At 53.0% G+C, this 13490-nt stretch carries 12 protein-coding genes; 4 read left to right on the top strand and 8 right to left on the bottom strand.

What is annotated here, in order from left to right; all coding sequences use genetic code 11:
* Positions 1 to 2 precede the first annotated feature (2 nt).
* Entirely contained in the window at positions 3 to 227 is a 225-nt protein-coding gene (locus tag ACXAF3_RS02400) for a zf-HC2 domain-containing protein (RefSeq protein WP_475110678.1), read from the top strand.
* A gap of 21 nt (positions 228 to 248) precedes the next feature.
* Here ACXAF3_RS02400 and ACXAF3_RS02395 read toward each other — a convergent pair whose 3' ends face one another.
* The 7 genes from ACXAF3_RS02395 to ACXAF3_RS02365 all read right to left on the bottom strand — a co-directional run bounded on the left by ACXAF3_RS02395 (position 249) and on the right by ACXAF3_RS02365 (position 9645).
* Positions 249 to 980 carry a YiiX/YebB-like N1pC/P60 family cysteine hydrolase gene (locus ACXAF3_RS02395; protein ID WP_475110677.1) on the bottom strand — a complete coding sequence of 244 codons (732 nt, stop codon included), beginning with the start codon at positions 978 to 980 and terminating at the stop codon, positions 249 to 251.
* 22 nt (positions 981 to 1002) lie between these two features.
* Entirely contained in the window at positions 1003 to 1467 is a 465-nt protein-coding gene (locus ACXAF3_RS02390) for a hypothetical protein (protein WP_475110676.1), read from the bottom strand.
* Positions 1464 to 2237: a DUF2092 domain-containing protein gene (locus tag ACXAF3_RS02385; protein WP_475110675.1), complete on the bottom strand. Its 774-nt coding sequence runs from the start codon at positions 2235 to 2237 to the stop codon at positions 1464 to 1466. The genes ACXAF3_RS02390 and ACXAF3_RS02385 overlap by 4 nt, the downstream gene beginning before the upstream one ends.
* A gap of 267 nt (positions 2238 to 2504) precedes the next feature.
* On the bottom strand, positions 2505 to 3749 hold the full coding sequence (locus tag ACXAF3_RS02380; RefSeq protein WP_475110674.1) for a tyrosine-type recombinase/integrase: 1245 nt from the start codon (positions 3747 to 3749) through the stop codon (positions 2505 to 2507).
* A gap of 126 nt (positions 3750 to 3875) precedes the next feature.
* Positions 3876 to 5516, bottom strand: a complete 1641-nt coding sequence (locus tag ACXAF3_RS02375) for an acetolactate synthase large subunit (protein ID WP_475110673.1) — start codon at positions 5514 to 5516, stop codon at positions 3876 to 3878.
* Between the two features lie 84 nt (positions 5517 to 5600).
* On the bottom strand, positions 5601 to 6386 hold the full coding sequence (locus ACXAF3_RS02370; RefSeq protein WP_475110672.1) for an aminotransferase-like domain-containing protein: 786 nt from the start codon (positions 6384 to 6386) through the stop codon (positions 5601 to 5603).
* A gap of 148 nt (positions 6387 to 6534) precedes the next feature.
* Positions 6535 to 9645 carry a Tn3 family transposase gene (locus tag ACXAF3_RS02365; RefSeq protein WP_475110671.1) on the bottom strand — a complete coding sequence of 1037 codons (3111 nt, stop codon included), beginning with the start codon at positions 9643 to 9645 and terminating at the stop codon, positions 6535 to 6537.
* 134 nt (positions 9646 to 9779) lie between these two features.
* Between ACXAF3_RS02365 and ACXAF3_RS02360 the strand changes: the two genes are divergently transcribed.
* The 3 genes from ACXAF3_RS02360 (at position 9780) to ACXAF3_RS02350 (ending at position 12147) form a co-directional block, all read left to right on the top strand.
* Positions 9780 to 10640, top strand: coding sequence for a SprT-like domain-containing protein (locus ACXAF3_RS02360; RefSeq protein WP_475110670.1), 861 nt, complete (start codon positions 9780 to 9782; stop codon positions 10638 to 10640).
* Between the two features lie 124 nt (positions 10641 to 10764).
* Positions 10765 to 11088, top strand: coding sequence for a hypothetical protein (locus ACXAF3_RS02355; protein WP_475110669.1), 324 nt, complete (start codon positions 10765 to 10767; stop codon positions 11086 to 11088).
* Between the two features lie 6 nt (positions 11089 to 11094).
* Complete coding sequence (locus ACXAF3_RS02350; RefSeq protein WP_475110668.1) at positions 11095 to 12147, top strand: hypothetical protein; 1053 nt, start codon at positions 11095 to 11097, stop codon at positions 12145 to 12147.
* 49 nt (positions 12148 to 12196) lie between these two features.
* Here the strand turns inward: ACXAF3_RS02350 and ACXAF3_RS02345 are convergent, their stop codons facing one another.
* Positions 12197 to 13480 carry a tyrosine-type recombinase/integrase gene (locus ACXAF3_RS02345; protein WP_475110667.1) on the bottom strand — a complete coding sequence of 428 codons (1284 nt, stop codon included), beginning with the start codon at positions 13478 to 13480 and terminating at the stop codon, positions 12197 to 12199.
* Positions 13481 to 13490 lie beyond the last annotated feature (10 nt).

The raw sequence follows: 13490 nt of genomic DNA, 5'->3' as shown, positions 1-13490 counted from the left end.
GGATGAAGAGTTGCCGGGAAATCACACGCCTGCTTTCCGAGGCCCAGGATCGCGATCTGACACTGGGCGAGCGCGCGGAGCTCAAGTTTCACACCATGATGTGCTCGGCGTGCCGAAACTTCGGCAAGCAGCTGACCATTCTCCGTTCCATCGCGCGCTCCTATTCCGGCGGCTCCGCCGATCGCCTGAAGGGCGACAAGCCCGGCGATCGAAGACGCGATAACTGACAGCCGTACCGCAGACTCGGGCTAGTGATTGGCCCAGCGCATACGGCGGAAGTCGAAGCCCTCCTCGACGAGCGGTTTGACGATGGCGAAATAGGGGGAAACATCGAAATCCCGCGGCGTAAACAGGCTGTGGTGACGGATGTGGTAGAGTTCCTCCGTCCCGCCCCCGTTCGCCGCTCGATACTCCAGCTGCGGCAGTATCGGGTATTGGATTGACTGAAATGCCTGCGCAATCAACGTGGAGCAAATTGCCCGGGTTGGATCCCCACTGCCGAGGGCGATCATCCGACGCCGGTAGCGCGACGGCACCGGCGGGGTCGGCAGCAGATAGCGCACCAGGTCGAACACATTGCGCAGATCGTACTGGTGCCCCAGGCGGTCGAGCCCGTAGGTGATTACCGCCCGTCGCTCTTCACCATTGAGGCCGAGCGGCCGGCAGATCCGCGTGTGCATACCCGCATAGTGATCGACCGGCAGGGTCCGCACCCCCTCCTGCACATCCGCTTCCAGCAAGCTGTGTTCCGTTTCCCCGTGCGCGCCGATATAGAGCGCGGCGTGAGACCAAGTGGACTGCGTCAGGTACTTGATCGCGGTACTGATACGCATATTGCCCTCGACCAGCAGAACATCCGCCGGTTGCAGCGAGGCGCAGAGCAGTGGCAGGGGCGTGGCGACCTCGGGGGCCGGCGGCCTGTGCGGCTTTTCCAGATAGCGCGCCAGCAGTTTGCCGAACCGTTCCAGTAAGCTGTCCATCGCCGCCCCGACATAGCCGGCGCTAGCGCGGCGGCGTCACCACCTCGTAAACGATCTGAGTGCCGGTATAGTGCGGCCTGTACCACTCGGAGCCGCATCGCTCATAGGTGATGCCGCCCACGGAAATAGAGGTGCAGTCCGGGGGCAGGGCATAGACCCAGGCGCCCGCTACCGCGGCGGCTCCGGCGGCGGCCCCGGCCCAGTAGCCGGGGCCGGGATAGGGCCAGTAGCTCGGATGTAGCGGTCTGTACGGGCGCAACGGGTGGTTCTCAAACGGATGCACGTTCGGGAAGCGCTGGCGGAAATCCCCACCGCCGATCGGCCGCATACCGTTAAAGTGCCCGCCGATATTGAAATGGGCGCCGCCACCGGCAAAGCGCCCGAGCGCCTCTGCCGGGCGGCTCAACAGCGACAAGAGCAGGGCGGCCGCCAGCAGGATCAGCGCCAGCCTCTGGCACCGGTCGCCTATTGCACGGAACTTCATCATTGTCTGACCTCCTTCGCCGGCGCGGCCTTCTTGAACTCGATCCGCCGCAGCGCCTTCGACGGCTGCGGTGCAAACTGCGTATCCTTCACAACCTTCGACTCGGACCACTTCAGGGTGGCCTCGAAACGCGGTTTCGCGGCGTCCCGGGTATTGACCGTGGATATCCGCAGCGGCAGCGGCTTGTCACCGGTCCGGATCCAGATCTCCCAGTCGAGATTCGGGCTTCTAAAGGCCCAGTGTTCCGTCTGCTCGCCGTCGATCTCGGGCTTTCCGACCAGAAACCCGGCGCTGATATCCTTCCAGGAGTCCTGTTTGCGGCCCCATTCGAGCAGATCCGAGAAGGGCATTTCGATACCGTAGTCCCGCGCCGCGACGGCCAGAAACTCCCCGCTGGGCCCGGGTGCGTCCAGCTGGGCAAAGTAACCTTCCTCCGGCGCTACCAGTGTGAATTTCCTGCCGTTGTGAAAGAAATGGCGCTTTATCGAGTCGGTGATCAGCTCGACCCGAACCTTGTCCGGCGGCGCGGCCAGGTAGCGGATCACACCGCCGATCAACAACTTCTGGCCGTCGTCCAAAACCACGTCGGTGGAAATCTGCGCGTCGAACGCCAGGGTTTTCAGCGATGCCAGGTATTGCCCCATGCGCGCCAGCGCGGCCAGGGACTCTGGATCCAGCGCCGGTTCGGCCGCTTCAGCGGCGGACTCGGGCTTCTTCTTGTCTGGCGACTGGGCGAAGACGATTGGCGCGACTACGAGCGCAGTGGCCAGCACAAGCATCCGAATTAGTAGGGCGCCAGTGGCGCGAGCGGTGCACATGATTACCTCCCGGTGCGGTGTTGGGTTCCAGGTACCGCGATAGCATCAGTTTAGAGGAGGTTTATCCCGGTTGCGGGCAAGCGCGCGTTACGGCTTCTGATACCGCAAGGGGCGGGATGCCGAGGCTGGTCGGAATATGAGTCAGCACTTCCAAAGAGCACCCTAACCTCATGATTCTATTAGCAAATCCGGGTGTAAAATCCAGGGGCGCTCGCACTAAATTTAGCTGACCTCGCGACCTTTACCGCTCTGCGCACGCACCCGGTTCTCCGTCTGTACGTACACGGTATCTGTGGTGGCCATGCTTGAGTGCCCCAAATCCTCGGAGAGATCCTTCAGCGCCCGGCCGCGCTCCACCTCCATACTGGCGCCGGTGTGCCTGAGCCAGTGTGTTGACGCCTCTTTTAGCTTGCGCGCGTTGTCTTCGCCTTCCGCCTGCCGCATCGCCTCGTAGGCCCTGTCGAAAACCTGCTGGACGATTCGGGTCAGCTGCCGCGACGTCATCCCGCCCTGACCGCGGATTTTCTCGACGATGGGGTGGGTTTCTCCCACCGACGGAAGGGGGCTCAGGCCGCGGTGGATACGATAGCGCTTCAGGTATTCGATAAAGCTGGTGGGAACCGTAATATCCCTCAGTTTTCGGCCTTTGCCGAATATCTTGAGCCACCAGTTGCCGTCCGAATCCTGCCAAAAATGGCTCATGACCGGCGTCCAGTTCTTGCGTTCGGACAACTCAGAAATACGTAAGAACAGTGTTTTCAGCGCGCAGATGACGAAGAGGCTCCGCTCGTAGATCGGGTCCTCATTGGCCATATCCAGCGCCACGTCGAAGACGTATTTCCACTGGGCCTCGGTCAATCTCCGAATCTCCTTAACCTGCGCATCCTTTATGAAATGCCGGCAATCCGCCTTGGCGATCTGGGCGGGATTGCCATACAGGTATTCCTCGTTCATCAGGTATTTGTAAAACGCGATTATCCCGGTAAAGGTCGCGGTCAGGGTCTGCTGTGACGGCCTGTATTTTCTCTTGTCGGGCGCAGAGCCGGCAGTATCGCTGTTTTTCGGCAGCTTGAGTTTAAAAGGCGCCCAGGACGGGTTGTGAATATAGCGGCCATTGTTGAGCAGGAATTTTTCGTGGTTGGCCAGGCATATCCAGGAAACCGGCGGCTGCCAGCAGAAATCCGCATACTCGAGGATATCTGCCTTGCGCAGTCGCTCGATGGGTGTGCCTTTGATCAGGAATACCCACAACAGAAAGCGCTCGGTCTCATTGCGGAAGCGTGTAAAGGTGTGTTCGGACTTGTTGCGGCCGGTGTAGCTCAGGAACTCCTGGCCCCAGCGCCAATGGGACATCCACCAGGATTCTCCGTTTTCCAGAAAACCCCTGAGATCCGGATAGTCGCGGAAGTTGAAGTCTTTGAGCTCGCTATAGGTCGGATACAGCGGGACGGGTTTCGGGGTTGCCATGAGCCTGAAGTCCGGGTTTTCAGTTGGAAAACCATTCTACAGGCTTCAATCCGTTATGTCGAATACTAAACAGTATTGGATATAAAGACGACCCCAGCCCAGCCGGCCATTCCCCCACCTGCACCTCTACAACTTGCGCGACAGTTCGCGAATTTCCCGGTTCAGAATGCGGTCGTTGTCACTGTAATTGACCGGCACATCGATCAGGTGCACGCCGCCTTCGGACCAGCATTTTTCAATCAGCGGCTTCAGCTCCGCGGTGGCGCCAAGCCGGTGGCCGCGCGCGCCGTAGGACTGGGCGTAGGCGACGAAATCCGGGTTGCCGAAATCGAGGCCGAAGTCGTGGAAATCCATCTGCTTCTGCTTCCACTTGATCATGCCGTAGCCGTCGTCGCGCAGCAGCAGTATCACCAGGTCCTGCTTGAGGCGCACGGCGGTTTCCAGCTCCTGGGAGTTCATCATAAAACCGCCGTCGCCGCAGACCGCCAGCACCTTGCGCTCCGGGTAGACCAGCTTGGCGGCCATGGCCGAGGGCAGGCCCGCGCCCATCGTGGCCAGGGCGTTGTCCAACAGCACGGTGTTCGGCGCGTGCGCGGGATAGTTGCGCGCAAACCAGATTTTGTACATGCCGTTGTCCAGCGCGATGATGCCGTCGTCGGGCATGACCTCGCGGACCTCTTTGACCAGGCGCTGCGGGCGAACCGGAAAGCTGTCGTCGCCGCAACCCTCGAAAATATGCCTGTGCAGCGCATCGCGGATGCGATGCGCGTCGGCAAAGCTCCAGTGCTCCTGCGGCTCCAGCCGCTCCTTCAGTTGCCACAGGCTGTTGGCGATGTCCCCGACCACCTCGATCTGCGGGAAGTAGACCGGATCCACCTGGGCGGAGTTGAAATTGATGTGCACCACCTCGGCGCCGCCGGGGCGCATAAAGAAGGGCGGCTTCTCCACCACGTCGTGGCCGACATTGATGATCAGGTCCGCCTGGTCTATGGCGCGGTGCACGAAGTCGTGATCGGACAGGGCCGTGTTGCCGATAAAGTGCGGGCCGGACTCGTCGATAACGCCCTTCCCCATCTGGGTGGTGACCGCGGGAATGCCGAGCTTCTCGACGAACTCGCGCAGCATTTTCGCGGTCAGCTTGCGGTTGGCGCCGGCGCCGATCAGCAACAGCGGCTTGCGCGCGCCGGCGATGGCCTCGGCGGCCTGGCGCACGGCCTTTTCTTCCGCGATGGGCCTGCGGGTGTAGCTGGGCTCCAGCACCGGCATGGTCGAGTGCTCGCGGGCGATATCCTCCGGCAGTTCCAGATGGGTCGCCCCCGGGCGCTCCTCCTCCGCCTGGCGGAAGGCCTCGCGCACATGGGCGGGAATATTGTCGCCGCTGACGATGGCTTTGGTGAACTTGGTCAAGGGCTGCATCATGTCGACGATATCGATGATCTGGAAGCGGCCCTGCTTGGAGCTTTTGATCGGCTTCTGGCCGGTCACCATCACCATCGGCATACCGCCGAGCTGGGCGTAGGCGGCGGCGGTCACCAGGTTGGTTGCGCCCGGGCCCAGGGTCGACAGGCAGACGCCGGAATTGCCGGTCAGGCGGCCGTAGGTGGCGGCCATAAAGCCCGCGGCCTGTTCGTGGCGCGTGACGATCAGCTTGATTTTCGATCCGCGCAGGGATTCCAGCAAGTCGAGGTTCTCCTCCCCGGGAATGGCGAACACATAGTCGACGCCCTCCGCCTCCAGGGCGCGGACAAACAGATCGGATGCTTTCATTGACAGCTCCCCTCGGCTCGATTGCGCCCGGCTGAAAATGGATACTCACGGAGCCAGCTCCATTGAGCGCCCTCCCCTCTGCCCTCAACCGCGTAGCAGCAGCCGCGACAGCCGATCGAGGGCCGCCACGCGCGGCGCATCCCAGGGGTGGGCGAAGCTGATGCGCAGGCAGTTCCTGAACTGCCCCGACGCGGAGAACAGGGGCCCGGGCGTAATCACGACGCCCTGTTTCAGCCCCTCAGTATAGAGGGCCAGGGTATCCACCCTGTCGGGCAGTTCCACCCAGACTGCCAGCCCGCCCTGCGGGGCGCTGACCCTGACGTTGCCGGGCCAGTCCTGCAACAGCGCGAGCAACTGGTCGCGCCGCTCGCGCAGCTTGTTGCGCTGGCGGCGCAGATGGGCGGCGAAACTGCCATCGGCGATGAATTCGGCCACACCCTGCTGCAGATAGCGGCTGCTGGCCAGTTGGGTCACCAGCTTCAGGTGCAGAATGCGCCGGTGCCAGCGGGCGCCGGATACCCAGCCAAGCCTCAGATCGCGGGACAGGCTCTTCGAAAAGGAGCTGCACAGAATCACCCGCTCGTCCGCGTCCAGCGCCTTGAGGGGATCCGGTACCGGGCCGAGCGCCGTGTCGGCGTAGATATCGTCCTCGATCACCGCCAGGTCGTAGGACTCGGCCAGGGCCAAAAGCCGCCTCCTGGCGCTGTCGCGCATCAGCGCGCCGCCGGGTGTCGCGAACGCCGGTGACACGATACAGGCCCGCACCTTCCAGCGCCGCAGCACGTCTTCGAGCGCATCGATATCCATGCCGCTGTCGCAGGCGGCGGGTACCTCCACCAGCTGCAAGTCCAGCTGTTCGATCAGCTGCATAGCGCCGTAGAAGGGCTATTTGACAAAATCGAGGGAAACATTGCACAAAGCCCTCTTAACGTATTGATATATATGGGTTTTTTTATTGAATCACCTCCAGCAAGAAGGAGGATGAGCCGTACAGAGATCAAGGTTAAGTAGTTGCGAGTTACGTACGGAGTTTGATATTTCGCATTTCCTGGAGGGTTGCCAAGAAGGCCGGCCCCTGTAGTTGCTCATCAAAGTTACCTAGCATATTGATATGCTCCCAACTGATAACTGAGCCATTAGAAATACCATCAGCGATAGACTGGCGCTGTTCAGCATCATCGATAGAAAGCAAATAATCAGACAAGTAGAGATAGTTCCATGCAATCACAATATTCTGAAGTATTGTGCTGCAGAGTAAAACTCTATCAATCTCTTCTTTTGAGCCAACATATAGCCGTTTACCTCGGCCGTGAAAAATTGACCTTGACAAGCCTTGGCCCAGTTCGATTCGGCTGAGGTGCTTTTCAATTACTTGACGCAACTCCAGATCATCTACGTAAGTCAATATAAAGTGTGTTTTAAGTAGTCGGCCAAACTCTTTAACAGCTCGATACAATTCAGTATCTCTTGAGCTTGATGATAGTTTTCGAAAAATATCACTTGCGGAGACATAGTTCATTTTGATGCTGGCCATTAGCCGTAAAATGTCATCCCAGCGCTTAATAATGAGTTTTCTATTTAGCTTGGTCTTCGGGCCGATTCTAAACTTACTATTCTTTTTTAGTGATTCATTTTCATAAGAGTATAGCGTTTGCCCTTGTACGGATTTTATTCTTGGGGCAAAAGTTACTCCCAAAAAATGTAGGCCAGCAAATATCGCTTCTGTATATCCATGCGTATCTGTAGAATGTAAGTGATTTTCCTTCTTTAGTTTGGTTTCCGGGTAAAGAGTACGCTTGGATTCAGCAATCCCGGCTAGCATATATGGAGCTTCGCGCTCTGAAGATGTTAGAACGTTGACATTAAAGAAAATCTGCTGATCATCGATAAAAGCGTTTGCACTAATTCCTTTATCTTTTCCGTAGTATTTATATGAAAAATTTGCCATCAGTGAATCTACAGCCACTACAATCTTGCGGCCATCACTAGAGGTGTGTAATCTCCCATCGTCACCAGAATATACTTTTGGAAGTGACAAGCTCTTAATTAGATGTACTATATTCTCATTTACTTTCTTTAAGTTATTCACAGAAAAGCGATTAGATTCAATATCTCTAAGCTGCTTTAAAGAAATTTCTTGGCATGCCTTGGCCATATGATTGTGGCCAATATTTGTACCCAAGCTCATGAGTGCCGCATAGGCATGCGACAGCATAAACTCCTCATTGGCAAATCGTTTTGTGCGATGCTCTAGCTCTTCGGTAAAATTTGTGTACGTATTTATTTGGTGGATGATTTGATAAAGACTAAAGCTTGCTTCTTCTCCCATGAGCTGAGAGACAAACTGATCAGTTGAAAAGTCCGTTGCTGGGGTGTCGACTGACCAAGTTCCGTTTTTATTAAATTTTACATACGTGTTTTCTTCGCTATCGATTCGATGGTTAACCGTTTTAAAGAGTTCTGTCACGGTTTTTCCAATCGAATCCAAGTATTTCTCAGGGTCACGGTATTCATTCAAGCCTGTAGAAATAAGAATCTCATCGAAAGATTTTCGCCATATTTCAGATGGCATAAAATAAGACTCTGTAGGTCGGTACTTGTAGCTGTACTTTAGAGTCAAAGATTCATCTTTAAACCCCTCGAAAGCGCGGATAATTAGTAATGCTTTGTACTTTCCAATAGCGGAAAACTCGTCCTCTCGGCAGATTAGATCACGCTCGTACTTTGTTAAAAATTTCATTGGAGTTGTATCGGAAATCTTATCCAGACCTTTCTGATATGCTGTTATCGCCGAAAGGAGCTCCGGGCTTGAGCAGCTTTCAAAAACCAGCGGCCTCAAAAGCGGGCCTAGTGATTTCTGAATTGAGCTGGATCTTGAAAATATAAAGTTATAGTAGTCAAACTTCTGGCGACGCTTTATTATGTCGGTGTCGACAGCCTGCAAGGTGACGTCGACATCTTCAAAGTCTGAAAGCATGAGCGATTCAGCTAATTTTAGAATTTTACGTACCTTCTCCCGATCTGATAATTTGTTTGATCGTGCTATATCGATGATTTTCTTGATCAGTTCTTTACTGTTGCGAGCAACATTACTTATAGCCGCCGCTGCGTCTAAGAATTCACTTTCGTGCTTATCACTTTCTCTATTTTGATAGGCCCTAGCATGATTTAAAAGCTGTGTGACGATCTTTTTTCCCGCATCTACAGCGGCATCTGAACGGTGAAAGTGCTGGTACTGTAGATATGCCAGTAAATGTAAGTTCCGGCGATCCTGATTTCGAAACTTTCGGAGTTGAGTGGTGGTCGCTTGTTTTACCCAAATAGCGAGATCTTCTGTTGCCTCCTGGGTAAGGTATAAGGCCGAAATTACAGGTAAAAACTCAGTATGCAAATCATGAAATTTCTGCAATATTCTCCCATTTAACTTGCAGTGATTGAGTTGGCTTCCCTGTTTGATACGTTTGACATCACGATGCAGCAGAAATTCGTCAGATTCCGAGACTAGATTATTTAGAACCTGTTGTTGCGCATCTGACAAGTGAGTACGGATTTCTGTGGCGAGCTTTTCCTCGTAGTCTCGGTATCCATGTTGAATAGTTTCTCGGACAGTGGTAAATGAAGGGACCTCTCGATGTTGCTCCAGGCAATACTCCAATAAACAATCCGCGATGTCAGATTTTCTGCGACGTTTATCAATTAGGGAATTCGCAAGATCATTAAACCTTGCCTTGAAACTCGCATCAAAAGCTTGCCAGTCATATTGCTTTAGAATTTTACTCTTGTGCCGGGAAGCGACATCTGTGGGGTAGTCAAACGAAGCCTTGGTCGACTTCAGAGATAGAGCTTTTCTAGCTGCACGGATATGTTCTACTGGAAACTCTGATACGTTGAAGAATTGACGTTTTCGCGTGAAGTAAATGACTTGGAGAAGAAAGCCGACTTTGTAATCCTCGCGAGTTATCTTCCTAAGTGCCCGCTGGGTAATCGAATCACACGTAAAAACGCTTCGTTGCCGCAAATCGAGTTTTGGAGGTGCGTCCCAAGCCTTTTGCCGGGATGGGGGGAGTATGTGCTCCTGCTTCGAACTCATGTTATTTTGGTAGCCCCTTCCTTGGCCCAGCAAAGCCATTAATTCTATTTGGTTATAAAAAAATATATTCTAATAACAAAATATAGATTTTACTGTAGTGTACACAACAGTAAAATTGTATTTATGGAATAAAATGAAGATTTTTAATTCCAATATCTTATAAGATGCGATAATTGTATCGCTTACTTGATAAAATTCAGTCGATGAATCCTACTGCAGAACTCTATCAATCTCTACAAGTCGCATATGATCGATTTAACGAGCGGTTATTTGATGCATCTCTTCCTCCTGTCATTTTCACAGTGCAACGTAAACCCGGAGTAATGGGGTACTTTACTGGTGATCGTTGGAGTGATGTACGCGGCAAGATTGTGAGTGAAATAGCGATCAATCCATCCTATATAGCTAGCTCACGACTTATTGAAGTCATGCAAACATTGGTCCATGAAATGGTTCATTGCTGGCAACATTTCCACGGGAGCCCCGGGCGTAAGTACTACCACAATGTGGAATGGGCGAAAAAAATGATTGAGGTGGGTTTGATGCCCAGTTCAACAGGTGAGCCCGGTGGGAATATAGTTGGACAGTTTATGGGGGATTACATCCTGGAGGACGGCAGCTTTCTGAAAGTCTTTCAGGAGCTTGAAGCGGACCGTGAAATTGGCTTGGCTTGGCTTGACAGAAAAGCTCTGCCTCGATTATTTGAGCCAGTAATTGCAGGACCCAACCCTAATTCAAAACCTAATAGGGCGCTGCTGGATAGGCACATTGAAGAGAGTGGTAACTCTGGTGAATATGTTCAATCCGAAGATGGCTTCGAAGTATCACCTTTAGATCAAGGATACCCATTCACTTCTACAGGCCCAACGGTCAGTTCATTGTTGCCAAGCAATCTCCAGATCCTGGAAGCTCCTAGAAGAAAGACTCGCATCCGTTATCAATGCCCTTGTTGTGATGTCATTGTGTATGGAAGACCAAAGCTACACATATTGTGTGGCGATTGTGACGTCCAGTTTGAAGGGGATCTTGAATGACAAAGTGAACGCTTATCCTCGAAGCGCTCACGAATCAATTTTGCGGTTATGGTGGATGACCCATGTCAGAAAATATAGTAAATTGCCTGACATGTGACAATCAGGCTATTTAGTGGGGTTATTCATGACCCAGAAAAAAGATTGCTTTCTCAAGCACGAGATTATTGTTGAAGATAACCCAAATGCAACACTAAAAAGAATTTCTCATAATTTGTCTCGTGGAGGATACTGGTCATCATTCACGCATGTACTAGCACCATTTGGAACGGAAGATGATAATTGGTGCCCTCCACCCGAGTTGGAGTGGTATGAGAACATAGTCATGGGATATTGCTGGGAATTACCAGATCAAGCTAATTCCATCCTTATTAATATTGCGAGATTACACAGGCACGAAACTGAACTTTGGGATTCATACCAAAAAGAGTTACGGGAATCAGTACAGTAATACCACATGGCAAATCCTATCGGTGCGAGTTTCATAGCCAATGCGGCCAGCATTGAAGACCTTGAGCATGACTGCAGAACTCACCTCGAATTGAGAGAGCGACAGAAAGGTAAGGGGACGGCTTACGCCTATCAATGTCTGATCTGCGGCGAGGCCGTGGGCAGTGAGGTATCCAAGAAAGGGGTCTCTATACAGCCGCTGCCGTTTGATGAGGAAGTTGGTGAACTCTATTCCAGTGTCAAATTTAGGTTTCTGGAAGAGATGAGGAGGGTACGGGCCAATAGCCGCCCCGCGCTGCCTTCGCGCCCACCCAGCGTCGATCTCTACGATGCTTTTTCGAGACAGATCAACCAAACGATCGAGGACTTTAGAGCTGAACACACTGATTGTGAAATCAACCGGTTGTTTCACAGTTATCTGGTTAAGCAGCGAGCTGCGCATATCGACGCACTTGAAAGTCGATGGTCTTCGGAGCTAGATTTGGCGCACTGGTTCAAGAGGGCATTTTCCCGTTGGTTTGAGATTTTCGAGGAAGTTGACGGCCTCGGCTATATTGATCGCGAGCAAAGAAATCTCCGGATTGACTTTGTAATCCGGCCTAAGCCGATCCTACAGCGCGCCGGGTTTGCCGATCAGTACATGGGTGTCGAAGTAAAATTCCTTGACCCTAGGACTGACAAGGGCTTTCACGGGAAATCCTCAAGAGGTATCTTTCAGGCGCTGAGTTATTGGTATAGCGGCACTACCTGGGAAATTGACAAAGGATGCCAAGTCAAGCTGTCGTCGGTGTTACTGTTTAGTAATCTTTCCTTTGCAGACGAGCGTGAGTATCTCTTCGGTTCATACGACCGCCATACCGGTACGCTCTGGCGCGCTTATCTCAGTCTTGCTAACCACGCGAACGTCGGAGAGATTCAGGTCAGGCGGTGGCCGAATGGTAGGCTCGCCTGGTTCCTCGCTTTCAATGGCGCCTACTATTTTTCCAAGCACTATGACGATCGTCTTGTCCCCGGGAATACCAATGTGATCAACAAGAAAAGAATCGGCAATACTCGGTGACTCATTTTATAGATCTGCTTGAGTTCGGTTTCGCAATATACCTTCCCTGCTATTTGACGCCGCGACTTTTTCCGCTTTGCGCGCGTATGCGATTCTCAGTCTGTACGTATACAGTATCGGTGGTTGCCATACTTGAGTGGCCTAAATCTTCGGAAAGATCCTTGAGTGCACGGCCACGTTCAATCTCCATGCTGGCGCCAGTGTGTCTTAACCAATGTGTAGAAGCCTCTTTTAGCTTACGGGCGCTGTCTTCACCTTCGGTGGATCGCATTTCCTCGTAAGCACGATCAAAAACTTGCTGAACAATACGAGTGATCTGTCGAGATGTCATACCGCCTTGTCCGCGAGTTTTTTCTACAATGGGCTGATTTTCTCTTGAAGCCGGCAACGGACTTAAGCCTCTGTAGGCGCGGTATCGCTTAAGGAGTGGGACAAAACTATTTGGAACAGTAATATCACGCAATTTCCGGCCTTTACCGAAAATTTTCAGCCACCAGTTGCCGTCCGAATCCTGCCAGAAGTGGCTCATGATTGGAGTCCATTGCGGGCGTTCGGACAGCTCTGAAACTCGTAGAAATAACGTCTTGAGCGCACAAATTACAAACAGGCTTCGCTCATAGATTGGGTCTTCTTCGGCCATGGTCAATGCGACATCAAACACATATTGCCACTGGGCTTCGGTCAGCCGTCGAACTTCTTTAACCTGAGCGTCCTTGATAAAATGGCGACAATCTGGTTTGGCAATTTGAGCGGGATTTCCATACAGATATTCCTCGTTCATCAAATACTTGTAGAAAGCAATGATCCCAGTAAACGTGGCAGCCAAGGTCTGCTGTGATGGCTTGTACTTTCTTTTATCCGGCTTTGAGTCTGGGTTATCGCTATTTTTGGGCTGCTTGAGCTTAAACGGCGCCCAGGACGGGTTTTGAATAAACCGGCCGTTGTTGAACAGGAACTTCTCGTGGTTGGCCAGGCAGATCCAGGACACCGGCGGCTGCCAGCAGAAATCCGCATACTCGAGGATATCGGCCTTGCGCAATCGCTCCGTGGGTGTGCCTTTGACCAGGAACACCCACAACAGGAAGCGTTCGGTCTCATTGCGGAAGCGTGTAAAGGTATGCTCGGACTTGTTGCGGCCCGTGTAGCTCAGGAACTCCTGGCCCCAGCGCCAGTGTGCCTGCCACCAGGTCTCGCCAGATTCCAGGAAGCCCCGGAGGTCTGGATAGTCGTTAAAGCTGAAGTCCTTAAGCTCAGCATAGGTCGGATACAGCGGGACGGGTTTGGGGATAGCCATACGTAAGCCTGAAGTCCGGGTTTTCAGTGAGAAACCCATTCTACAGGTC

Source organism: Microbulbifer sp. ABF4_143 (assembly GCF_056160225.1).
This window is presented reverse-complemented; position numbering and strand designations above follow the sequence as displayed.

Bases quoted from the DNA above. Each gene is read 5' to 3' on its own strand.
- ACXAF3_RS02365 (WP_475110671.1), bottom strand. From the start codon at position 9,645: ATGGCTTTGCTGGGCCAAGGAAGGGGCTACCAAAATAACATGAGTTCG.
- ACXAF3_RS02400 (WP_475110678.1), top strand. From the start codon at position 3: ATGAAGAGTTGCCGGGAAATCACACGCCTGCTTTCCGAGGCCCAGGAT.
- ACXAF3_RS02350 (WP_475110668.1), top strand. From the start codon at position 11,095: ATGGCAAATCCTATCGGTGCGAGTTTCATAGCCAATGCGGCCAGCATT.
- ACXAF3_RS02370 (WP_475110672.1), bottom strand. From the start codon at position 6,386: ATGCAGCTGATCGAACAGCTGGACTTGCAGCTGGTGGAGGTACCCGCC.
- ACXAF3_RS02355 (WP_475110669.1), top strand. From the start codon at position 10,765: ATGACCCAGAAAAAAGATTGCTTTCTCAAGCACGAGATTATTGTTGAA.
- ACXAF3_RS02380 (WP_475110674.1), bottom strand. From the start codon at position 3,749: ATGGCAACCCCGAAACCCGTCCCGCTGTATCCGACCTATAGCGAGCTC.
- ACXAF3_RS02395 (WP_475110677.1), bottom strand. From the start codon at position 980: ATGGACAGCTTACTGGAACGGTTCGGCAAACTGCTGGCGCGCTATCTG.
- ACXAF3_RS02375 (WP_475110673.1), bottom strand. From the start codon at position 5,516: ATGAAAGCATCCGATCTGTTTGTCCGCGCCCTGGAGGCGGAGGGCGTC.
- ACXAF3_RS02390 (WP_475110676.1), bottom strand. From the start codon at position 1,467: ATGATGAAGTTCCGTGCAATAGGCGACCGGTGCCAGAGGCTGGCGCTG.
- ACXAF3_RS02345 (WP_475110667.1), bottom strand. From the start codon at position 13,480: ATGGGTTTCTCACTGAAAACCCGGACTTCAGGCTTACGTATGGCTATC.